The sequence below is a fragment of the Kitasatospora sp. NPDC033851 genome (assembly GCF_055576085.1).
This window is the reverse complement of record NZ_JBVIRL010000046.1, coordinates 15,329-36,712: the sequence shown is the minus strand read 5'-3', so window position 1 is coordinate 36,712 and position 21,384 is coordinate 15,329. Positions and strand designations below refer to the sequence as shown.

Annotated in this window: 19 protein-coding genes and 3 pseudogenes; 13 read left to right on the top strand and 9 right to left on the bottom strand. The window is 69.5% G+C overall.

All coding sequences use genetic code 11. The annotated features are described in order from the left end of the window. Positions 1-1,165: 1,165 nt before the first annotated feature. Positions 1,166-1,702 (top strand): GNAT family N-acetyltransferase, encoded by a 537-nt coding sequence (locus tag ACZ51D_RS40890; RefSeq protein WP_465665358.1) that lies wholly within the window; start codon positions 1,166-1,168, stop codon positions 1,700-1,702. Between the two features lie 144 nt (positions 1,703-1,846). On the opposite strand, the gene ACZ51D_RS40885 is transcribed toward ACZ51D_RS40890, so the two are convergent. Both ACZ51D_RS40885 and ACZ51D_RS40880 read right to left on the bottom strand, forming a co-directional pair. Then, complete coding sequence (locus tag ACZ51D_RS40885) at positions 1,847-2,128, bottom strand: HEAT repeat domain-containing protein (protein WP_465665356.1); 282 nt, start codon at positions 2,126-2,128, stop codon at positions 1,847-1,849. 8 nt (positions 2,129-2,136) lie between these two features. Continuing rightward, a pseudogene (locus ACZ51D_RS40880) lies at positions 2,137-2,432 on the bottom strand (IS256 family transposase); the annotation flags it as partial. 584 nt (positions 2,433-3,016) lie between these two features. Between ACZ51D_RS40880 and ACZ51D_RS40875 the strand changes: the two are divergent. Beyond that, positions 3,017-3,556, top strand: a complete 540-nt coding sequence (locus tag ACZ51D_RS40875) for a GNAT family N-acetyltransferase (protein ID WP_465626741.1) — start codon at positions 3,017-3,019, stop codon at positions 3,554-3,556. Positions 3,557-3,971: 415 nt separating this feature from the next. Here the strand turns inward: ACZ51D_RS40875 and ACZ51D_RS40870 are convergent, their stop codons facing one another. After that, on the bottom strand, positions 3,972-4,982 hold the full coding sequence (locus ACZ51D_RS40870) for a hypothetical protein (RefSeq protein ID WP_465665354.1): 1,011 nt from the start codon (positions 4,980-4,982) through the stop codon (positions 3,972-3,974). Positions 4,983-5,097: 115 nt separating this feature from the next. On the opposite strand from ACZ51D_RS40870, the gene ACZ51D_RS40865 reads away from it, so the two are divergent. Further along, a complete protein-coding gene (locus ACZ51D_RS40865) occupies positions 5,098-5,754 on the top strand; it encodes a TetR/AcrR family transcriptional regulator (protein ID WP_465665352.1) in 657 nt (218 codons plus the stop codon). 664 nt (positions 5,755-6,418) lie between these two features. Here ACZ51D_RS40865 and ACZ51D_RS40860 read toward each other — a convergent pair. Continuing rightward, positions 6,419-6,967, bottom strand: coding sequence for a GNAT family N-acetyltransferase (locus ACZ51D_RS40860; RefSeq protein ID WP_465665350.1), 549 nt, complete (start codon positions 6,965-6,967; stop codon positions 6,419-6,421). A gap of 140 nt (positions 6,968-7,107) precedes the next feature. Here ACZ51D_RS40860 and ACZ51D_RS40855 point away from each other — a divergent pair, with 140 nt between their 5' ends. After that, on the top strand, positions 7,108-7,788 hold the full coding sequence (locus ACZ51D_RS40855; RefSeq protein ID WP_465665349.1) for a hypothetical protein: 681 nt from the start codon (positions 7,108-7,110) through the stop codon (positions 7,786-7,788). Positions 7,789-7,843: 55 nt separating this feature from the next. Here ACZ51D_RS40855 and ACZ51D_RS40850 read toward each other — a convergent pair whose 3' ends face one another. Next, positions 7,844-8,062, bottom strand: coding sequence for a hypothetical protein (locus ACZ51D_RS40850; protein ID WP_465665347.1), 219 nt, complete (start codon positions 8,060-8,062; stop codon positions 7,844-7,846). Positions 8,063-8,355: 293 nt separating this feature from the next. On the opposite strand from ACZ51D_RS40850, the gene ACZ51D_RS40845 reads away from it, so the two are divergent. The 4 genes and pseudogenes from ACZ51D_RS40845 to murJ all read left to right on the top strand — a co-directional run bounded on the left by ACZ51D_RS40845 (position 8,356) and on the right by murJ (position 12,101). Continuing rightward, positions 8,356-8,925 carry a YncE family protein gene (locus ACZ51D_RS40845; protein ID WP_465665345.1) on the top strand — a complete coding sequence of 190 codons (570 nt, stop codon included), beginning with the start codon at positions 8,356-8,358 and terminating at the stop codon, positions 8,923-8,925. Beyond that, positions 8,922-9,053, top strand: a pseudogene (locus tag ACZ51D_RS40840) (IPT/TIG domain-containing protein); the annotation flags it as partial. The gene ACZ51D_RS40845 and the pseudogene ACZ51D_RS40840, both read left to right, overlap by 4 nt. Positions 9,054-9,146: 93 nt before the next feature. Continuing rightward, on the top strand, positions 9,147-9,431 hold the full coding sequence (locus tag ACZ51D_RS40835) for a hypothetical protein (protein ID WP_465665360.1): 285 nt from the start codon (positions 9,147-9,149) through the stop codon (positions 9,429-9,431). 1,005 nt (positions 9,432-10,436) lie between these two features. After that, positions 10,437-12,101 carry a murein biosynthesis integral membrane protein MurJ gene (gene murJ, locus ACZ51D_RS40830; RefSeq protein ID WP_465665344.1) on the top strand — a complete coding sequence of 555 codons (1,665 nt, stop codon included), beginning with the start codon at positions 10,437-10,439 and terminating at the stop codon, positions 12,099-12,101. A gap of 481 nt (positions 12,102-12,582) precedes the next feature. Here murJ and ACZ51D_RS40825 read toward each other — a convergent pair whose 3' ends face one another. Further along, positions 12,583-13,002: an SRPBCC family protein gene (locus ACZ51D_RS40825; protein ID WP_465626438.1), complete on the bottom strand. Its 420-nt coding sequence runs from the start codon at positions 13,000-13,002 to the stop codon at positions 12,583-12,585. Then, positions 12,999-13,457, bottom strand: a complete 459-nt coding sequence (locus ACZ51D_RS40820) for a MarR family winged helix-turn-helix transcriptional regulator (RefSeq protein ID WP_465626436.1) — start codon at positions 13,455-13,457, stop codon at positions 12,999-13,001. The genes ACZ51D_RS40825 and ACZ51D_RS40820 overlap by 4 nt, the downstream gene beginning before the upstream one ends. 115 nt (positions 13,458-13,572) lie before the next feature. Between ACZ51D_RS40820 and ACZ51D_RS40815 the strand changes: the two are divergent. Beyond that, positions 13,573-14,196: pseudogene (locus tag ACZ51D_RS40815) on the top strand (terpene synthase family protein); the annotation flags it as partial. On the opposite strand, the gene ACZ51D_RS40810 reads toward ACZ51D_RS40815, so the two are convergent. Further along, a complete protein-coding gene (locus ACZ51D_RS40810) occupies positions 14,121-14,597 on the bottom strand; it encodes a DUF6262 family protein (protein WP_465665342.1) in 477 nt (158 codons plus the stop codon). The pseudogene ACZ51D_RS40815 and the gene ACZ51D_RS40810 overlap by 76 nt on opposite strands. Before the next feature lie 141 nt (positions 14,598-14,738). Between ACZ51D_RS40810 and ACZ51D_RS40805 the strand changes: the two genes are divergently transcribed. Then, positions 14,739-15,506 (top strand): type IV toxin-antitoxin system AbiEi family antitoxin domain-containing protein, encoded by a 768-nt coding sequence (locus ACZ51D_RS40805; protein WP_465665340.1) that lies wholly within the window; start codon positions 14,739-14,741, stop codon positions 15,504-15,506. A 206-nt stretch (positions 15,507-15,712) separates the two neighbouring features. On the opposite strand, the gene ACZ51D_RS40800 is transcribed toward ACZ51D_RS40805, so the two are convergent. Then, complete coding sequence (locus tag ACZ51D_RS40800) at positions 15,713-16,264, bottom strand: hypothetical protein (protein WP_465626430.1); 552 nt, start codon at positions 16,262-16,264, stop codon at positions 15,713-15,715. Positions 16,265-16,523: 259 nt separating this feature from the next. On the opposite strand from ACZ51D_RS40800, the gene ACZ51D_RS40795 reads away from it, so the two are divergent. The 3 genes from ACZ51D_RS40795 to ACZ51D_RS40785 all read left to right on the top strand — a co-directional run bounded on the left by ACZ51D_RS40795 (position 16,524) and on the right by ACZ51D_RS40785 (position 20,554). Further along, positions 16,524-17,129: a helicase associated domain-containing protein gene (locus ACZ51D_RS40795; RefSeq protein ID WP_465665338.1), complete on the top strand. Its 606-nt coding sequence runs from the start codon at positions 16,524-16,526 to the stop codon at positions 17,127-17,129. A 265-nt stretch (positions 17,130-17,394) separates the two neighbouring features. Continuing rightward, the gene (locus ACZ51D_RS40790; protein ID WP_465626426.1) at positions 17,395-17,529 is read left to right on the top strand and encodes a hypothetical protein; all 135 of its coding nucleotides are present in this window, start codon (positions 17,395-17,397) and stop codon (positions 17,527-17,529) included. A gap of 445 nt (positions 17,530-17,974) precedes the next feature. Continuing rightward, complete coding sequence (locus ACZ51D_RS40785) at positions 17,975-20,554, top strand: Ig-like domain repeat protein (protein ID WP_465665337.1); 2,580 nt, start codon at positions 17,975-17,977, stop codon at positions 20,552-20,554. The last annotated feature ends 830 nt before the right edge of the window (positions 20,555-21,384 follow it).

The following is a 21,384-nucleotide window of genomic DNA, read 5'->3' as shown; positions in this document are numbered from 1 at the left end:
ACGGGGCATCCGACAGGAGAGAGTCGGTCATGTCTGCCTTGCGTTTCGTGTTGCCTTTCGGCAGCCGGCGTTAGCTTCTTGGGCATCCTGTCCCGCCAGAGAATTAGGCCCCTCTTACGATCGGCTTACCGTTACGTTCGCGCACTGCGCCCGTCTCGGACTCTAGCGGGGTTTCCATGTTCCGCATGTGTGAGGTGCGGCTGGGGTTGGGTGTCCTCTATACCCCGAGGGCGGTGGTATCCACGCGACCAAAATCAGTCTTTGGCCGCCACCTGTCGCCTTTCAACGACGGGCCCCTGTCACCTTGTGATACATACCGCCACAAAGCGTTGGAATTACGAGGCATCAGCAAGGATTCACTGGTATTCACCCCATGCCCAGCCTTCCCATCGCCTGTGGCCCCCGGGCGGAACGGAGACTCTTGGGCTTTCCCCCGAGCTTCACACCCGGCTGAGCAGGACCCAGCCACGCATGTCGGGGTAGGGACAGGCCACGGATACGGCCCGGACTACGTCTTCGACCTCAGTCGAACCTCCTTCGACGTCTTCACTCAACACAAGCGACCTCATGTCGCAACCGACAGTTCCAATGCCCGACTCCACCATCAGGGACCTTCGAGTCCGGCTTCCCGACGAATACGCCTTCGAGGACTGGCTGTTCCGCATGGAAGGCCTCGCCGAGGACGAGCAGAACAAGCCGGTTCTTCTGCCGTCCTCCTACCCGAGACCGCAGGCCCGGTTGCGCCCGGAGTCGGCACCGCGGTCACTGTGCCGGCAAACCTCTGTCCCAACCGCAGGTCTCTCCGGACCCGGATCCACTCTTCGACGCTGACCATGCGTCCCATCCTCGCAAAGGTCATCACTGCGAATGCAATGCTGACCGGGAAGAGGACACCCCTGCGAGGACCACAGGTCCTTGCAACAGTCCTGAGCCATTGTCAAGAGTTGTGGATCGGGTCGTTCACGCCGGCGACGTTGTCACTTGGGTCGGGAATGTGGGCGTACGGGTCAACGCGTCCAACCGGGTACATTCGAAGGTGCACAGGTCCAAGACGACGCTCGGCAATTGACCTCGGTGGTCCCGCACATCTCGCGTCCACGATCGGCAGGACCGACCGCGCGCCCCGTGGCACGACGGTGCGTTCGCCCGTGAGATGGTTGCTGTCATGGCAGGTGACGCGACTCCGGGCAGCGAGGTTGTACTCGAGACGACTCGCCTGCTACTCAGGCCTTGGCGGGCGGCCGAGGCTGTCGTCCAGCGTGAGCTGTGGACCGAACGTGATCCACGAGTGCCGCCGCACCGCCGAATCGACGCGGACGGACACCCCACGGTCGCGGAGCTCGAGGATTCGATCCGCACCAACCAGCTGTGGTCGATCGGGTTGCTGGCGGTCGAGCGGAAGGCCTCTCGTGACGTCATCGGCTACTGCGGGCTGGTCGACAGCGGGCGAGGACCGACAGGGGAACCGGAACTGGCGTTCGAGCTGCTACGCCGAGTCTGGCGTCAGGGATACGCGACTGAGGCCTCGTTGGCAGTTCTGGAATGGGCGAGATCGTCGGGGTGCGAACGTCTGTGGGCCACGGTCTGGGACTGGAACACCGCTTCTCGCCGTGTGCTGGCCAAGGTCGGGTTCACCGAGACCGAGCGGAAGGAAGTGGACGCGGCGTACGGGACCACCCTGTTCACCACGAGACGGCTCTGACACCCGATGTTTGGCCCTGCGGACCGCTCCGAGCAGTGCCGGCAGGCGTCAACCCTCCCATGCCGTCGGCAGAAGCGGATGCGCCACGCGGTCGATGCGGGGGCGCTGGGGACGGAACAACACGACTGCCGCCGGGCCTGCTGGTCAAGAGTTGTGAGTGAGGCCCTCCGACGCTGCGGTGATCTCGGCTGCTGCGAGCCGGGCTTCTTCGCGCACCTCTGGGTCGGGGTGGTGGAGGAAGGGCTCGATCAGCGGCCGGGCCTGCGGGGAGTGGGTGGCACCGAGGATATAGAGAGCGTGTTCGAGGAGTTCGCGCTCCATCGTCGGCATGGCGGCCGTCAGTGGTTCGACGAGGTCCGGGGGCAGGTGGTGGTGGTTGAATGCCTCGCTGATCGAGTTCAGGGCGGACTCGCGCACCTTGGTCACCGCTTCGTTGATGACCAGGCTGACCAGGCGTCCGTCTCCTCGTCCACCCGCTGGTCGTTCACCCGCGGGGCCGCCCCGACCTCCACCGGGCCGGCCGTGGTGGCTACCGACCGCGGCCGGTGGTGACCGTTGCGGACCACCAGGCGACGCCCATACTCGTCCTTCCCGCAGTCAACTCGGCTGTGTACTGGTTGACTTCCGCTTCCAGCGCGGCGGCGAGCATGCGGCGGGCTCCCTCGCCGACGATCTCGTCAATCAGGGCGCCGGACTGGGTGGAGCAGTCGGCAGTGACTACGCTGAGCACGGGCGTGCCTTTCCGCCGCCGTCCGGGCAGGAGGCGGTCGTGGTGGACCCCTTGTCGGTCGTCTGCCTCAGCCACACGGCCGCCCCGCCGCTGGAGGCGGCCCGCGCCGAGGACGAGGCCTGGTGGCCGGCCGCCGTCGCGCGGGAGCGGGAGCCGGCCCGGCGGACGATCGCCGCGAGGGTGGCGCTGGCGCGGGCACAGGAGATCGTGGAGGAGCCCGGAGGGCCCTGGCCCGCGCCGCTGGCGACCGCGAACAGAGCGCGGTCATCGATCTGGCGGGCGCCGGTGACCAGGCCGCGGAGCTGTGGCGTGGATTGCAGGTTCCGCGTTCCGTGTCACCTTGATCGTTCCGTGCTCGGTGTCATATCCCTGACGGCGCGGGCTCCGGATGGCTCGCAACGTCCGGAGCTGAAGGCTCCGACAAGCGCGACCACGTCGCCGGTGCCACCGAACGGCAGCGCCAGTCCACTGGGCACGGCGACGGGTTGGCGGACCCGTTGCCCAGGAACTGGATCACTCGTCAGACGCGTCCCCCTCTGCGGGAGCGTCTCCTGTGTCGCTGCCGTCGAGAGGAATTGCCCGCCATGGCTGAACTCGGACCCGTCGCCTGGCCTCCCGCCCCGATCAGGACCGAGAGGCTGGTGCTCCGTGGGCCCGAGGCGCGGGACCGTGCGGCGTTCGTCGAGTTGCTGGCGTCGCCAGAGGTGCATATCTACCTCGGCGGCCCCCGGCCGCGTGACGAGCTCGAGGGTGAGCTGCCCGGGGTGCCCGAGCGGTGGCCCGGGAGTTTCGTCGTCGATCTCGACGGGGCGATGATCGGCCAGATCCTGCTCAGGAGAGCAACGGAGCACCGCCGCCCGGCTGCCGCGGGGAAGGCCGATCTCGGCTACCTGTTCCTGCCGCAGGCGTGGGGATTCGGGTACGCCGCCGAGGCGTGCGCAGCGGCACTTGAATGGCTCGCCGGCGCGCTTCCCGGTGAGCCGGTGGTACTCACCACCCAGACCGCCAACGTCGGCTCGATGCGCCTCGCGGCAAAGCTGGGGTTCACCGAGGTAGAGCGGTACCAGGCCTGGAATGCTGAGCAGTGGCTCGGCATTCGGTCCCCGGTCACGCCGTCCGGTTGAGCCCGTACTCGACAGCGCGGATCCACGAGGCCGCCGGTCAGTCGTCGGCCTCGGCCGCCGCTCGACCTCGTGGAGCACGAACGCCTGCCGCCAAGGGGCGACGTTCTGGCGAGCAGAGATCCGCGAGCAGGCGCTGCAAGCTGCAGCCTTCTGACCAGCCACGACGAGTCATCGGCTCCAGTGCTTCCCGCCTCCGGTGCTTCGCCTCACAGGTCAACGGGGCCTGGCACGGAGCCGGGTCCATCCACCCACGCCGAGAGCCTGTCAGTCACGCGACTTGTCCGATTGGGCATCTGCTGGACATGGCGGCCCGGAATTGGACACCGAAACGCGGTACCTACAGCGCCACCGGCGGTCGGATCCGCACTGCGCCGCAGTGCAGATCCCGAGCCGTGGTCACCGTGCGTGGGGCTTGTCACCTCCGATACCGCTGCGCCACTGCCGCGAATGCGGCCTTGGGTTCCCATTCCATGTCGGGGTAGGTCTGCCCCCGGCGCCCTTCGAGGAGTTTGACGATGCCCAGGCCGGCCCGGTCCAAGTCGTCCCTGGGGTCGCCGTCCGGGCGGTGCGGGTAGCCAGGCAAGGCGAACAGGAAGACGAACGCGCTGTTCACGCCCTCGGTCTCGAAGATCTCCAGCAGTTCGCTGAGATATGCGGCCTGGCCGGCCTCGTCACGTTCGTATATGCCGTCCAGCCGCACAGGGGCTTTGGTCTCGGGGTCGTACTCGACCACTTCCAGCACCCGCCCACCGCGGTCTCCCGCGCCGCGGTAGGCGGCGGTGCCGAACCCGGTGATGGCGAGCGGTTTCGGGCCTTGGGCCAGGGTGCGCACCGCGTCCCGGAAGCGGTCGGCGACCTCGGCGGAGCGGATCAGCTCGAAGGTCACGAAGTCGAAGGGAGTCCAGTCGACCTGCTCGAACTGGATGGACGCGTAAGTGAGCTTGCCCTGGAAGTGCTCGCGGACCGTGGCCGCGGCGTCCCGGAGGAATGCGTTGACGCGTACGCCGAGCTCGCGCATCGCCTCGGCCCGTCCTTCGGGTCGGCGCATCAGCTGCTCGACCCGCTCCTCGGGGCTCTCTCCGGGCAGGAACCCACGGCTCATCACGCTCAGCTCCACACCGGCGACGAACACGACCTCGGCCCCACCACGCCGCAGCCGTTCCGCCCGCCGGGCACAGTCACGGAAGAGCGCGAGGATCTGCTCCGGGTCCAGCTCCAGCGGATAGGGCGAGAGCCAGACCTCCAGCCCGAGCTCGGCGGCGGCGCTGGCGGCCAGCTCCAGTCGGTCCGGGTCGCCGCCGATGATCTGGACCGCGTTGCAGTGCAGGTCGTCGCGGATGATGGCGAGCTCGCGCCGGACGACCGCTGGGTCGAGGTTCTCCCGGGACGTCTGGCCGTGCACGACGAATCCGGTGTCGTAGGTCATTCCTCTTGCTCGCACGGTGCCGCCCTCTCTGTCGGTCTCGGTGGGTCGAGGCTGACAGGAAAACTGCGCGCACGCAAGTTTGCGTGCGCGCAGTTACGTGTGGCATGCTGACACCGTGACGACACCACCATCAGGGCTGCGGGAGCGGAAGAAGCAGGCCACGCGTGAGGCGCTCCGCGAGGCCGCGCTGCGCCTGGCCGTGGAGCGCGGACCGGACAACGTGCGCGTCGAGGAGATCGCCGAGGCGGCCGGAGTCTCGCCGCGCACCTACAACAACTACTTCGCCAGCCGCGAGCAGGCGATCGTCGCCGCCGTTACCGCAGGCCGGGAGGCGGGGGTCGCGTCGGCGGTCGCCGCCCGGCCCGCAGGAGTGCGCCTGGCTGACGCCGTCACCGAAGCAGTGGTCGAGCAGTACACGAACACCGGTGGGCGCGAACGCGAAGTACTGCTGCTGATCACCACCCGGACCCCGCTGCTTGACGCGTTCCTCGATACGACTGCCGACATTGAGCCCCCTCTCACGACGGTGATCGCCGAACGCCTTGGTGGCGCCGAAGCGCCCACAGCCCGCGTTCTCGCGGCGAGCGTGGCCGCGGCGGTTCGCATCGCACTGGAAGGCTGGCTTCGGCCCGCCGGGAACGCGGGGTTCCCCGAGAGTTTCGGCGCCGGAGGACTGGTCGTGCCCTCTGGCTCACTGCCCGACCAGCTCCGCGCGGCGCTGGCCCCGCTGGCGCCCGCGTTCGACGCCGCCGAGCGACGCGTCCAGTCGTGAAGTCGACCCAACTGGGGCATCCACTGAGCAAGGAGTAGATCCGAACATGCCGGTGCGCCTGGCCGTCATCGTGCCGTCAGCTGACTCAAGGCAGGTGACGCTACGTCAGGTCATGATCGACGACTCGGACGGTGGCGCGGGCCTGCGCATCACGCGTCCGCTCCGCCACTCGGAAGCGCCCTGTCGCTCAGGTGCCCAACGTGCCCGAACAACCCATGGATATCCATGAGGCACACGGGCCGAAGTACCACATGCCTCATATGCCTCAGGCGTCCTGGCGGCCCCGGATAGCGGCTGGGACGGCCGGCGGCAGACCTCCCGTGGCTCGTGCTCGCCGCCTGCAGATCTGTCCATCCGCATGCACGCCCCGCCCCGGCTGCCGAGCGGGTGCCAGACCGGGGCCGACGGTCCGCGTTGGGCCAGGTCCTCGATGCGGGCGGCGCCGGCCGGGACGGCGGTGAGGTCGTCCCGGGTCCTGCCGGCCGTCGTCGTCGGTTCGCCGTCCCTGCGGTCGCCGTGCTGCGCGCCGCTGTCCCGGCCGTTGTCGTGCCGCTGCGCCGCGACATCGACGCCGGCGGGGTTGTGGACCAGCCAGGGGGGCGTACCGTCGCCGCGCGGATGCCGTCGCCGACCCGCCCGTCCCGTCGTCCGCCGGGAACGTACGCTACCGGGCGTGAATGGCGTCTGCCGGGACCTCGAAAATGATCGTGAGTCCGTCGCGCTCGTTCCCCTGCTCGCCGACGCGGGTGAAGCCGAAGCCCTTGATGCAGGCCAGGGAGGCGGTGTTGTCGGATCCGATCCTGGCGCGCACGGTCCTGACACCGGGTTCGGCCGCTGCCCTGACGAGCAACGCCCTCAGCATGGCGCGGGCATAGCCCTGACGGCGGTACCTGGGGACGACGGAGTAGCCGACCTCGACCATGCCCGTCTCGTTCGGCGGCCCGTGGAACCCGGCGTCGCCGACGACAGTCCCGTCCGGCTCGGACACCGCTGCCCGCGTGGTCCAAGGAGCAGCGGAGGGGTCCTTGGCGAGCTGGTCGGCACGGTAGCCGAAGATCCAGCGGGCTCGTTCACCGACGAAGTGTTCGTCAAGGGCAACCCCGGCTTCGGCACTGCCGCCGGCGAGGTCACCGTCGGCAAGAGCCCGCAGGGCCTTTGCGCTGAGCTCGACGAAGCGGACGCGTTTGGGGGCGGAGAGTGGTTCGGTGTTCATCGCGGTGATACTCGCTCAGAGCGGGGAAGCCGTCCACCGGGTTTCGGGCCGGACTGACGTTCCTGGGGTCCGGGGCTGCTGCGCCCTGGCCGGCCCGCCAGCAGCTGGCGACGGCGGCGCGCAGCCGCAACATGACGGTGGTGCGCGAGACGTCGCAGTCGGAGAAGGACCAGGTGCTGACCCGGGTCGTCACCAACTACAACCACATGCACGCGATGTCGGTGCAGTACTACGAGGTCGTGCAGGTCTACAGCGTCACGACCAAGCCGACGAAGCTGGAACGCTGCCTGTTCATCCCGCTGCAGGAGCTCACCTTCACCTACTCCAGCCTCCAGCGGTACAAGGAGGTCCTCGCCTCGGTGGCCCCGGCCGAGTGGGCGGCGAAGATCCGGGCGGCGAACCCGTTCGAGACCGCCGTGCGCAAGCTCGACGCCTGCACCGCGCCCGAGGCGCCGATGCGGCAGAACTTCGACGGGGTGGACCTGGTGGACATCGCCGCCGGGCCCACGGGCGTGTACGGGGTGCGCAGGTTCGACGGCAGCCCGGTGCGGTTCGACCCGGTCGGCCGGCAGTGGAACCCGATACCCACCACCGGACTGAACAACGGCCTGAACCGCATCGCGCCCGGCAAGGACGTCGTCTGTGGGCTGCGGACCGACAAGCAACTCGCGCACTTCGACGGAACGACCTGGAAGACCAACACCCAGAACTGGCAGGGGCTGGGCCTGGCCTGGCCTGCGCCGGCAACGGCACGCTCTACCTCATCGGCCTGGACAACACGCTCTTCCAGCGCGCCGAGAACGGCACCTGGCAGTCCCTGAACGTCCAGGCTGACGACGTCGCCGTCACCAGCAAGGACAAGCTCTGGTACTGCCGTCAGGGCAAGGCATTCACCCGCGGCGAGAGCGGCTGGCAGGAACTGTCCCCGTCCGGGCTGAACGTGCAGCGCCTGTCCCCCAGCGCGGACGGCGCGATCGCGGCGTATGCGGCCGACGGCAGGTCCGCCATGCTGGTGCCCGGCGCGACGTCATGGACGTCGACCGGCAACTCCGCCCCCGCGGACAGCGTCGCGCAGGCGAAGGCCGCCCCGGTCACCAAGGGAGACGTGTGGCTGCTCCGCAACGACGGAGTGCTCACCCGTATGCTCAGCGCGGAGCGGGGGGCGCAGGTGCCCTTCGACGCCGCGCCCAAGGCCGACTCCCCCTACGCCTCCAGGATCGACGTCTGGTACGACGAGGTCGGCATCCGCAGCATCCAGGTCATCTTCCCCGGGTACACCTACCGCTGCGGCGACACCGGCGGCTCCGGCGTCCAGCAACGCGCCTCCTACACCTTCGGCGGCGCCGACAAGCTGATCTCCGTCGACGCCTGGTCCGGCACCGGGGCCCGTGGCAGCCTCGCCGGTCTACGTCCCCAGCCCCGCCGGCAGTTCGGTGACGGTGATCGACACCGCCACCAACACCGTCGCCGCCACCATCTCCGTCCCGGGCGCGTTCGGGGCAGCGTTCAGCCCGGACGGCACACGCGCGTACGTCAGCAACAGCCGGGACCGGGCCCTCGTGGTGATCGACACCGCCACCGCCAGGGTCTCCTCCACCGTTACGGTCGGCTGGCTCCCGCAGGGTGTGGCCGTCTCGCCGGACGGCGGCCAGGTCTACGTCGGCAGTGCCCTCGGCACGACGTCCGTCGTCGACGCCACGACCAACACCATGCTCACCAGCATCCCGACGGGCGGCTGGTCGACCGCCGTCCTCGCCAGCCCCGACGGCAGCCACGTCTACGTCAGCAGCCTCACCAACGGCACCGTCTCGATCATCGACACCGCGACACTCACCATCACCTCCACCATCCCCACCGACCAGAACGTCTACCAACTGGCGATGGCGCCCCTGCCGCCCACCGCCACCGGCCTCACCCCACCACCGGCCCGGCCGCCGGCGGCACCACCGTCACCCTGACGGGCAGCCACCTCTACGGCACCACCGGCGTCTCCTTCGGCACCACCCCGGCGAGCAGCTTCACCGTCGTCCACGACACCACCGTCACCGCGACCGCGCCCGCCGCGAGCGGCTCCGCATCGGTCGACGTCACCGTCACCACCCCCGGCGGCACCAGCACCATCACGGCCGCGGACCGGTACACCTACACCAAGGACACCACCAAGCTCACCGCGAACCCGATGCTGCTCTCCATCGCACCCGGGCAGCTGAGCACCAACCTCAACCTGTCGGCCACCCTCACCGACACCACCACCGGCAAGCCCGTGCCCGGCGCCACCGTCACCTTCAAGGTCGGCTCCACCACCGTGTGCACCGCCACCACCGATGCCGCGGGCACCGCAACCTGCACCGGCCCCTGCCTGGTCGTCACCGTCCTGCTCAACCTCGGCTACACCGCCACCTACAGCGGCAGCCCCACCCGGGAGGCGGCCACCGCCACCGCCGGACTCATCCGCATCAGCTGACGCACCACACACCGCTGGAGGCCGCCCCCGGGACTTCCCGATGGCGGCCTCCAGCCGTACAGGGGCCCACCGGAGGGTCGCTACACGCCGCGCTGGCGGGGTGACGGTCATGCGAACTGTCGTGCCAACCGGCAAGAACGGTGAGGCCGACCAGCGCGGCGACCGTCGCCAAACTCTGGCGGACGTTCAAGGTGCAGCTCGCGCAGTCAACGCGATGAAGGCGCAGACCAATCTGACGAACGCCGTGCACCGTGCCAACAGCCGGTACGGACCAGTGTGCGGGCCGGGCGCGCGGCGCTCGGTTCCTCGCTCTGCGGCGGAGTCGGTGGGGGCTGTGGGGGTTGTGCCGGACCGTAGGCTGGGCGGTTCGCCGGGCTGGGACGGGGGCTGTCCTAGCCCTGTCCTGCCGCGTCCCAGGGGTCCGCTTCGGGTGTTTTGCTGGGACGGAGCTGGGACTGTCCTAGGACGGTCTCACCGTGTTCTGCCTGGTCGGAGCGTTGGCGAGGAGGCCTGGGACAGGGCTGGGACATGCTGACGGCTACTGGCCGGGCGGGGTGTCCTCGATGGCGGCGAGCAGGCGGGAATGGACGGAGCCGGCGGCCTCGCGGGTGGCCGGGTCCGGGTCCTCCAGCTGTGCGGCGATCAGTCGGCGGCCGCGGCGAGGACCGGCACCGGAACGGTCGCCGATCGCAGGTGCAGGAGCTGGGCGGCCGCGAGCTCGCCGGGCGCCGCCTGGGCGCGGGCGTGGGGGAATCAGAGCGCTGATGCCGCGGGGCAGAGGCTGGGTGCTGTCACCCGGCTCATTCTCCCGCGCGCCAGGCACCGGTGATCACCACGGCCGGTCGTCCGCTGGGCCAGCGGGAAGGGCGCCGTGGTGTTCCCTGTCAAGTCCGCGTGTTGACGGGAGTACCGGCAGAGGCATGCCATCGCCCCGGTGCAAGTCCGCGACGGGTCCAAGTTCCAAGTCCTCACGTATCGAGGAGATTTGAGTCGTAGATTGTGTTCATGATCGAACAGGCGCCGTCCGAGCAGATAGAGCGACCAAGCGCGAAACGCAGGAAGCATGCTGCGCCCAAGCGAGTTGAGGTCGGCGGGGTGCTGCGGTCGTCCGTGCTGATGGCCGCCGGGACGGTGGTCTCGCGCGTCACCGGACTGATCCGGCAAGTGCTGCAAGCTGCGGCACTGGGCACCGGGCTGCTGGCCACCACCTACAACCAGGCCAACACGGTGCCCACCAGCTTGTACTTCCTGTTGATCGGCGGCGCGCTGAACTCCGTCCTGGTCCCGCAACTGGTCCGGGCCCGGACGGAGAACGCCGATGGCGGGACGGCCTTTGAGCAGCGTCTGGTGACCCTCGTGCTGTGCGTACTCGGAGTCGGCGCCGTGCTGGCGACCTGGGCCGCTCCGGAGATCATCAGCATCTACCAGCAGGACACGTCGGCCACACACGACGCGTTCGAGCTGACCGTGGTCTTCGCCCGCTTCCTGCTTCCCCAGATCTTCTTCTACGGCGTGTTCAGCATCTTCGGACAGGTCCTCAACGCCCGGAACCGGTTCGGGGCGATGATGTGGACGCCGGTCCTGAACAACGTGGTCCTGATCACGATGTTCGGCCTCTACCTCGGCATGATGACCACTCCGGAGAACGTCTCGGACATCACCGGCGCCCAGGTCAGGCTGCTCGGCATCGGAACCACCCTCGCCCTGGCCCTCCAAGCCTTGGCGCTGGTTCCGTACGCCCACGCAGCCGGATTCCGGCTGCGACCGAGCTTCCACTGGCGGGGCGTCGGCCTGCGCAAGAGCATGAACGCGGCCCGCTGGACCCTGCTGTTCGTCCTGGCCAACCTCGTGGCGGGCACCGTGGTCACCCGCCTGGCCTCCGCCGCCGACGCCGCCCTGCCCAACGACGGCGTCGGCTACACCGCCTACAGCTACGCCCAGCAGATCTGGATGCTGCCCCAGTCGATCGTCACCGTCTCCCTCGTCACCGCCCTCCTTCCGCGCATGAGCCGGGCGGCGGCCGAGCACCGTCTCGACGACCTGCGCGCCGACCTGTCCCGCGCGCTACGGGTCAGCGGTGTCGTCATCGTCCCGGCAGCGTTCTTCTTCGTCGCCTTCGGCCCGCAGATCGCCCAGCTGCTGTTCGCCCACGGTGCCGCCGACGCCGCGGCAACCGTTCCCCTGGGCCACATGCTTCAGGCCTTCGGCCTCGGGCTGGTCCCGTTCTCCGCCCAGTACCTCCTGCTGCGCGGCTTCTACGCCTTCGAGGACACCCGCACGCCGTTCCGCATGGCGCTGTGGATCAGCGGCATGAACATCGTTCTGGCCGTGGCCTGCCACCTTCTGCTGCCCCCGCGGTGGGCGGTCACCGGGATGGCCGCCGGCTATGCCCTGTCCTACGCGGTCGGCCTCCTTCTGACGGCTCTGCGGCTGAGGAAGCGCACCGAAGGCCTGCTCGACGGTCGCCGGATCTGCCGCACCTACGCCAAGCTGACCGCATCCGCCATCGGCGCAGCGGCCACCGGCTGGCTCATCGCCCGCTCGTGCAGTCACAGCCTGACATCGGTTGCCTCGCTGACCGCGGGCGGCATCGTGATGGCGTTGCTGTTCTTTCTCCTCGCGCGGCTTCTGCGAGTTGGTGAACTGCGTAGCCTGCCGGGGATGGGCTGACGCGGGGGTAAACGCTGTGCACGGTGCCCTCACCTGTACTCGTGCCCCCTGATCAGGGGCGCGGTGAGGTGGCACTGTTCGATCTGGACGCCTGGGGTTGCGAGTTGTGGTTTGCGAGCCGTTGCGAGCGCTACTTTGCGAGGTGCCGTCCGGCGATGGTGACTGTCGGTGACGGATCGGACTGATTTCGTCGGGTCATATGGGGATTACGACTCCGGCAGCATTGAAGGCCAGGGTCGGGCCGTTCCCGAGCGGTGATCTCCGGCGGGAATGGGAGCCCACTCCGGCGAGATCGGGAGCCACTGATGAGCTGAAGTACCCAACCGGGCGGAGCATCCGGGAGGAGGGCTTGTGGGCGTTAGGCCCGACCTCGGGGTGGGGCGCCGTGAAGGGTCCCCGACGGTGCGTTGGGATGGGCCGAGGCGAGCCAGTTGCTGGGTGAGCCCGTCGGCGCCTCGGCGGGTCGGGCGTCGAGCAGGGGTCAGGCGCCTGTTTCCAGGACGTGCTGGAGGGTGGTGAGTTCGGTGTCGACGAGGGCGACCTGCTCGTCGAAGAAGGCGTCGGTGAAAGTGGGGGGCTGGAAGAAGGTGATCATGAATTCGGTACCGACGCCATTGGGGACGACGCGTGCGGGGACCTGCCAGGAGGCTTGGCTCTCGACGTAGTCGTGGTCGAGGAGGCCGAGGTCGGCGTTGCCGCGGATGCGCAGACGGGCGGGGCCGTGCGGGGTGGTCATCAGCCACCAGTCGGGGTCGTCGGTGGGCTCGATCGCCTTGATGTTGACGACGGCCCAAGCGGGCCAGTTGGCCGGGTCGGCGAGGAATGCGAACACGTCGGCGACGGGGCGGTTGATGGTGACGGTCTTGGTGACCGAGCGGGCGGTGGCGGGGCTGGTGCTCATGTCGTGCCCTTTTCGGGTGGGGGTTGCGGGGCGCCGACCAGGTCGCGGATCCATGCCTCCATCTGGAGGATCTGGTCGGGGGTGAGGTTGGCGAAGAAGTGGGCGTCGTTGCGGTCGGCGATCTCTGCGAGGCGGGGCGCAAGGTTGCGCCCCTGGTCGGTGAGGGTCAGCCGCAGGATGCGCTTGGAGTCGGGGTCGGGTTCGCGGGATATCAGGCCTTTGGCGATCAGCCGGTCGACGAGGCGGGAGACCGCGCCGACGTCGATGTCGACGTAGCGGGAGACCTCGCGGGTGGTGGTCGCGTCGCCGCGGTGGACGGTGATCAGGACCGCCCATTGGGCGACGGTCACGCCGTGCTCGGCGAGCTGTCTCTCGAAGCGGCCGTGGACCTCGTCGGACAGGCGGCGAAGCCAGTAGCCGAGATGGTCGTGCAGGCCGCTGGTCTGTGCAGTCACGTCTCCAGAGTGAACGCTGACATAACTGTTGTCATGACAACACTGTGTGGACCTCCGCCGTGACCTGCGGTGCGAGGAGGTGGGCGGCGTGGTCGGCTAGGTCCCAGAAGCAGCGGACCGGTTCGCAGTCGCGCTGGCCGAACTCTGTGACCGCTTCCGGCAGTTCGGCACACCGGCGCAGTGGGAGCGGTTCTCCGCCGCTACCCGGGCCTACTTCCTCGGTCTCGTCTGGGAGGCGGCCAACCGTGAGGCCGGCCGGGGCCCCAACCTCGCCGACTACGGCCCGATGCGCATCCACTCATCCGGCATGGTCACGGTCTGGGTGACGCTGGACGCGGTCGACGGCTACGCCCTGAGCGAGGCCGACTACCACCTTCCCGGTCTGGCTGAGCTCAGGGTCATGACCGGGAACATCGTCAACTGGTGCAACGACATCTACTCGTACGGGCGCGAGTCGAAGAACCAGGGCCGGACACTGCACAGCCTGGTGGACGTCGTCGGGCGCCAGTACGGGCTGGACGGGCAGACGGCGATTGATCACGCTGCCCGTATCCACAACGACGAGCTGGTCCGCTTCCCGGAGCTCTCCGACGAACTCCGTCGGCACGGGGGACCGGAGGTGGCCGGTTACATCACCGACATCGACGACTGGATCATCGGGAACTACGAATGGTCGCTGGTCACCATGCGGTACGAGGTGGCGAAGTACTTCACGCTCCCCGATGGCGCAGTTCGATAGGACACACCGAGCTCACCCACTCCTTTGTCGGACGGCCGACATGCCTCGAGGCTCGGCCCTCGGTCCTCCCGCAGCCGGGCCGTGGCCGTCTTGAGCTGATCCCGCTCCGCGCGCAGGATTCTGAGTTCTGCCGTGGCCAGTTCCAGGTCAGCCGCCAGTGATTCGGCCGAGGTGTGCGAGCCCGCTTCCGCCTCGCGTTGTGCAGCCCCGCTCTGCTTCCTGATCGCTTCCTCGATGTGCTCGCGCAGTCCCTCGGCGTATACCAGCCAGTTCGAGACCCGTGCTGTGCGAGCGAGTTCGAGGAAAGTGACCTTCTCTCCCGTCGCAGCCATCTCGTTGAGGATCTTGAGTACCCGGGCTCGTTTGGTCTCGCTGTCGCGGGTTCTGGCCTCGCGCAGCATTTGGGCGGGGGTCCGTTTTACCCCTTGGCCCGATCCTGCGCCCGGTGCGGATCGGCGCGGTTTCTTGTTGGCGGACGCGGTAGCGGGGTAAAGATCGCACAGGTCCTGCGATATGCGCGTGGGCGGACGAGACGAGGAACCGTGGCAGAAAGCCGTTTCAGTGACACCATCGCCCAGTTGGAGGCGGAACTTCCCGGCATCGAGGCCCGGCGGCGGCGTCTGGAGGACGAGCTGACCGCCGCCGTGGCGCGCGAGAACGCCGTACGCGGCGCCATCCAGAGCCTGCAGGCCCTGGCCGGGCTGCCGGCCTCGCAGGGCACCACTGCGGTGGGCACCATTCGGGCAGAGGCGGACGCCATCGCCGGGGTCCGGCCGCGGCAGCTCGCGGCCGAAGCCGGGGCGGCGCCGGACCGGGGCGGGGAGCCGGCCGAGAAGGCCACCGCACGCACGGGCACGGTCACGAAGACGGCGAAGAAGACCGCCGCCAAGAAGGCTGCCCCCGCGAAGAAGTCCACAGCGAAGAAGGCCACAGCGACGAAGGCGGCACCCGCGAAGAAAGCCGCGGCGGAGAAGACTTCCGGCAGCGCGCGGCCGCGCACCGCGGCGAAGAAGTCTGCCGCGATCCGGAGCACCGGGCCGGTGCGCACCGGCGCCGAGCCGGCCACCGAGAGGAGCGAGACGGCTGCGCCCGTGCCCGGGCGGCGAACGACCGGGGCCACCTCCGAGAGCGCGCTGGGCGTGCTGGCCGGCGCTCAGGGGCCGCTGCGTGCCCGGGAGGTGATCGCCCGGCTGGGGATCGAGGAGTCGGCGGACAACCTGAACGCGGTGCGCACCATGCTGGAGCGCCTGGTCAAGGCCGGCCGGGCGCAGCGCCCGGGTCGTGGCCTGTACGCGAAACTGGACGGCTGACCCGCGGGCCCAACCGACGGCCGGTTCGCGAATCTGCGATGCCGGGAGGCCGCCGCCTGTGGGTGGCGGCCTCGTGTGCCTTCCCGGGGCCTCGGCAGCCTGGGTGCTGGGAGCAACGGGCGGGCCTCGTCCCTGGTCAGAGACCCCGCACAACCGGTCTGCTCAAGCGTTCGGTCACTGCCTCTATCGGAGCCGGCGCGTAGGGTTCAGTAGACGTCCGCGAGGCGGCACGGCTCTCGGACGGACGGGCACAGCTCGGCCGGGTGGTCCGGGTCCTCCTTCGGCGGAAGCTCGACCACCGACGAATCGGGGTCGGGCGTCGGCTGGACGGCGTAGCGGTACTGGACGACGGTGATCGCCTTGCCCGCGCCGAGGTCGACCGTCCGCTGGTGCAGCGGCCCGAACCGGCTCCCCCCGCCCTGCAGCACGACCTGCCCGGTGTCGACGGGGAAGACTGTGAAGTAGGAGGGCTGCCGCAAGCCGCCGATCGTTGACGGGCTCTGCCCGGAGGTGTAGGACGCGATCGAGCCGTAGGAGAATCCCGTGGCCAGGTTGCCGTTGACACGGCTGATCGAGGCGAGGCACAGGTAGGAGTCGTCCCTCAACCACACCACGTCCGCCCGGTCGTGGGCGTCCTCGCTGCGGTCGATCACCGCCAGGTTCGCCAGGGTGGGGGCGGGGCAGGGCTGCGGCGGGTTCTTGGCCAGCTGGTCCACGATCCACTGCGCCGCCGCCGGGGCGGGCTCGGGTAGCACCACGGGGTGCGCCGTCACCGTCGGGGTCGCCGTCGGGGTCGCCGTCGCCGCTGCCGTGGATGCCGCTGTCCCTGCGCCGCCCTGCCCCGTGCAGGCTGCCGCCCCCAGCGCCAGCACCACCACCGCAGCCACTGCCGCGCCCCCGCGCCGTGCCGTGCGCCCCATCATGCAACCCCCGTCACCTTGTTTGCCCCTCCCCGAAACGTTCGATCACATCCTGCCCGATCCGGCGGGCCGGAAGTGTCCGAACGGCAACGGCCGTGTGCCGCGGCGGCTACGGGCCCAGCCCGGCCGCGCGACAGGGGCCGGCGCGGCCGATGCCCGGGCGGCCACCATCTTCGCCGAGTTCGGCGACCGGCGCGGCGAGGGCATGGCGCTGACCAGCCTCAACGCCCAGCCCCAGGTGCGACAAGTCGGCGGGGACGCGCTCGGCATGATCCGGTCCAAGAACGCCAACGCCTGGGAGCGCGGCCACGCCTACGCCGCCGCGTTCCACTGCCAGCACGGCCACCTGGCGATCCCGGCGACCGCGAAGCCGGACGGCTACGCGGTGGGCGCGTGGATGCGCCGCCAGCGCAAGGCCGAGAACCTCACCACCGACCAGGTGACGAAGCTCGAGGCCTTGGACGAGCTGTGGCGGTTGGAGCCGGACTGGAACCGCTCCTACCGCCGCCTGCTCGCCTACCTCGCCGCCGACGGAACCCTGGACGGCCCGGCCAACCGCCCCGGCAGCGCGGACGATCCGACGTTCCGGCCCGGCACCTGGCTGCGCAAGCAGGCGGGGGCCCGCACCGACGGGCAGCTGACCGGCCAGCAGACCGCACTCCTGGACGCACCCCACCGGCACGCCGAGACCGTCGCCGCCTGATCCGCCCCGTCCATCTCGCCGCCCCGCTCCCGACCCCGGAGGTATCACACGATGACCGACACCACCCCGGAGCCCACCACGGACGAAGACCTCAACGAGCGGTTCCCGCTGGCGCTGTACCGCCACGACAACGGCGAACTCATGATGTCGACCACCCACGTCACGGCCCTGCTGCGCCACGTCGCGGAGACCGTGCGGCTGTGGCGGGTCCGAGGCCAGGTGCCGCTGGATTTGATGACCACCGCTCGGATCTACGACGCCCTGGTTGCACTACGCCGCCGACCTCGACACCGCCGTCGCCGACGCGCACGGGCAGGGCGAGCCGGCGGACCGGACCCGGGCCGACGAGGTCGCGCGCCACCTGGAGGGGGTGGCCGGCGCCTATCTCGCGGCCGGCTGACCCGCCCCGCATGCCCAGCCGTCCCGGCCCACCCCGGCAAGGACGGCCCACCCGTCCCGAGGAGAAGCGAGGCACCCCATGATGACCGACCCACCGGCCCGATCAGCACACCGCCTACTCCGTTGCGCTTCCGGCCCGGCCTCGTCAGTCGGTAGCTCTTGGGGTCGTGGGCCGGGTGGGTGGTTCTGAGAGATGAACGGGTGTTTGGGTGGTGCGCCTGGCGTCAAGCGACCCGCACCCGTCGACACGCTGGCGGTCAGCCCGTGTGATCCGATGAGAGGACCCGCCCGTGCCACCCGAAAGAAGCTCGCCTGCGCTTCGGCAGGCACCGATCACGGCGAGGGGAGCACTTGTCGTCTCGCTCTGTCTGACCTCACCGTCCGTGGCCCTTCTTCCTGCACACGCGTGGGCGGCCGATGCCCCGACGGCTTCGGCGAGCCACGCCGTGAAGGCCGCCCCGCCCAGCCTCCGGATCGCCGGCGGGGAAGAGCGCCGGCCGAGACTGAGCGCCGCGCTGCCGCCGAGCGTCGTCGATGCGAGTTCGAATGCCAGCAGCACCGGCGGCTTCGGTGAGCCCTCCATCGCGATCAACCCGGCCAACCCCGATCAGATCGTCATCACCCGCTTCCACCAGCAGTTCTGGAACGCCGCCACCAGCAACCCCGTCAACAGCCCCAATGCCGATCTGCTCTACTCGACGGACGGGGGCGTGAACTGGTCCGAGAGGACGACGATCACACCGCCGCCTGGTGTCACCACAGGTGTGGCCCCGTCCGACCAGACCATCGACTACGGTCGCGACGGCACGCTCTACGGCACCTTCCTCACCTGTCCCAACAACTGTGCCCAGCAGCAGGTGGTGACCGGCTCGACCAGCGATCCCGCCAACGCAGCGTCGTGGACCTGGAATGCCAACGGCGGGAGCACCCAGTTCACCAGCGGCACGCGCACCGTTGCAGACCAGCCCTGGCTGGTGGTGAACCGCGATCCGGACGACGCGACCAAGGACAAGGTCTACGTCGGCTACGAGGACCTCGCCCCTGTGACCCCAACGGCGCAGGTCGCGGTTTCGAACGGGGTCAGCCCGGTCGACTTCACCGTGGACAACTCACCGGGCACGGTCGACACGAACAAGGCGACCAGCGCCGGTATCCGCCTGGCCACCGAGCGGCAGCACGGCTGGGTCTACTCGATCTTCCAGACCGGCTCCGGCACCGGCGACCCGCAGAACATCACCTACCGGCTCAACCGGTCCAAGGACGGCGGGAAGCACTGGAAGCTGGGCGGTGGTACCGAGACCGACAACCAGGGCATCGCGGTGGCCACGGCCGACACCCACCAGGGCAGAACGTACAAGTTCGGCGGTGTCAACGCGCTGATCGGCGGCATCGACCACGCTGCCGTCGACCCGTCCAACGGCGACGTCTACGTGGCCTATGGCGTGGCAGTCGGGGGCAACAACCAGATCAGGATCCGGCGGCTCACCGACGACGGCGCGGGCAGTCTCACCGTCGGGGCGGAGTACAACGTCTCCACCTCGACCAACGCGGCGCTTCCCTCGGTCGCGGTGCTGGACGACGGGACGGTCGGTGTCCTCTACATGACCTCCGACGGCACCAACACCAGCGGCTACCCCATGTTCTCCGCACATCTCGCCCGGAGCACCGACCACGGCGTGACGTTCACCGAGCCCGCCACCCCCCTGCAGTCGTTCGCCTCATCGCAGAAGCCCGCGACCGGCTGTGCGGGCGACCCCAACTGCTCCACGCAGCGCGTCCTCGGCGACTTCCAGCAGATGAAGGCGGTCGGCAACGTCTTCTACGGCACCTTCCCCGGCAACACCAGCGGGGTGGGCGCCGCAGGCCCGCCGATGGACGCGATGTTCTTCAAGACCGTGCGCCAGGACACGCAGACCTCACTGGCCTCCTCGCCGAACCCCTCGGTGTACGGCCAGCCGGTGGACTTCACCGCGACGGTCACCCCCGTACCCACCGGCGGCACGGTCAGCTTCACGGTCGACGGGATCCCGCTCGGCGCTCCGGTGCCGGTGGACACCACGACGGGGCAGGCGACATCGAGCAGCATCGCCACCCTGAGCCCGGGACCGCACAACGTGGACGCCGTCTACAGCGGCAACGGCGACTTCAAGGGCAGTACCGCCACGACCCTGGTCCAGACGGTCAACCAGGCGGCGGTCGCCACGACGCTGGCGTCCTCCGGCCCGTCGGAGTTCGGCCAGGCCGTCACCTTCACCGACACCGTGTGCGCCGCCAGCCCGAGCACCAATCCGGCCGCAGCGCCGACCGGAACGGTGACCGTCCGCGACGGCAGCACGCTCCTGGGCACCGGCACGCTGTCGCCGGGCGGCGGCACCAACTGCAGCCAAACGCAGGTCAGCACCTCCAACCTGCTGCCCGGAACGCACACCATCACGGCCCAGTACAGCGGTGACGGCAACTACCTGGCCGGCAGCCCGGAGTCCGCCACCCAGACGGTGAGCTGCACCAGGACCATCACCGGGTCGGTCCCGAACGCGGTGTTCGCGGGCAGCGGCAGCACCTGCATCGTCAACGCCACGGTCGGCGGCACGGTGCACGGCGCTGCTGGTGGCCTGCTGTTCATCAGCAACTCCACGATCCATGGCAGTGTCCTGTCCTCCAACGGTGCCAGGTTCGGCGTCTGCGGCAGCACGGTCACCGGATCGGCGAACATCTCCGGCGCCAGCGGATTCGTGCTGATCGGGGACCCGGGTGACGACGGCTGCACCGGCAACCGGATCACCGGCCAGGTGGCGCTGTCCAACAACCACAGCGGTGCGGAGGTCATCGCCAACCACATCGGAGGCTCGGTCCAGGTGCAGGGGACAACCGGTACCGGCCCCTTCCCCGAGGACTCCCGGGCCGAGATCGAGGGCAACACCATCGGCGGATCCCTGGCCTGCTCCGGCAACGTCCCGGCGCCGACCAACGACGGGAACCCCAACTCCGTGGCCGGCTCCCGGCTGGGCCAGTGCTCGACCCTGTGATCACTGCCACCACGACCACGGACTGAACCGGGACGCTTCGAAGAAACCTGATGCATCCCGGCCGAAGGGGCCCGCATGTGCGGGCCCCTTCGCTGCTCCGGGCCCAGCCGACACGGGTGCCGTCCCGATCCCGCCGTCCCGGATGAGCGGGCTCCCGGCTACTCATCACCCAAACCCGAGGGGACGAGACCTCAGACCAGGGACAGGGGCAGGCCACAGTCGGCGGGCACCCTGCCACATACGTCAGCGGCCCACCGACCTCTGGGCCGCGTTCAATCATTTGGTCGGACGGAACCTACACCTACACCGTCTCCAGCGGTTGGCCAGCGTCGGTCTCCTATGGGGAGTTGCTGCGAGTGGCCGAGGGCCTGCACCACTCGTGAGTCAGCGCGGTGGCCGAGCTAGGGCCCTCCACCGACCGCCGGCAGCGAGGTCGCCCCCGGCCAGCACCGCGCACGCCGTCAGGACGAGGACCACGGCCACGCGTGCCGCGCTCCACGCGGATCACAGGGGTCCGGCACCTGGGCCGGCCGCTCCAGCAGGCCACGCACCTCCCCAGCAGCCGCTTCGGGCTGCTGGGGAGCTGGTCAAGGGCAGTGGGAATCGGGGGGTGATGCCTCGGCAGGCGCGGTCTTCCACTCAGGTCACGCGGCGCAGAGAACTCCATGAGCTGGGAACCCGTGCCCGCCTTCCCTACGCACGTCGCGTCGCGCCCGCGTACGATCACCAGCCGTCGCCGATGAAGTGAGGCTGGATCGATGCCCCGTACCCCAACGCCGATACACCTGACCGCTGTCACCCTGGCCTTGACCGCTCTGCTGGCTTGCGCA

Bases quoted from the DNA above. Each gene is read 5' to 3' on its own strand.
- ACZ51D_RS40890 (WP_465665358.1), top strand. From the start codon at position 1,166: ATGGCAGGTGACGCGACTCCGGGCAGCGAGGTTGTACTCGAGACGACT.
- ACZ51D_RS40875 (WP_465626741.1), top strand. From the start codon at position 3,017: ATGGCTGAACTCGGACCCGTCGCCTGGCCTCCCGCCCCGATCAGGACC.
- ACZ51D_RS40870 (WP_465665354.1), bottom strand. From the start codon at position 4,982: ATGACCTACGACACCGGATTCGTCGTGCACGGCCAGACGTCCCGGGAG.
- ACZ51D_RS40860 (WP_465665350.1), bottom strand. From the start codon at position 6,967: ATGAACACCGAACCACTCTCCGCCCCCAAACGCGTCCGCTTCGTCGAG.
- ACZ51D_RS40835 (WP_465665360.1), top strand. From the start codon at position 9,147: ATGCTGCTCTCCATCGCACCCGGGCAGCTGAGCACCAACCTCAACCTG.
- murJ (WP_465665344.1), top strand. From the start codon at position 10,437: ATGATCGAACAGGCGCCGTCCGAGCAGATAGAGCGACCAAGCGCGAAA.
- ACZ51D_RS40825 (WP_465626438.1), bottom strand. From the start codon at position 13,002: ATGAGCACCAGCCCCGCCACCGCCCGCTCGGTCACCAAGACCGTCACC.
- ACZ51D_RS40810 (WP_465665342.1), bottom strand. From the start codon at position 14,597: ATGCTGCGCGAGGCCAGAACCCGCGACAGCGAGACCAAACGAGCCCGG.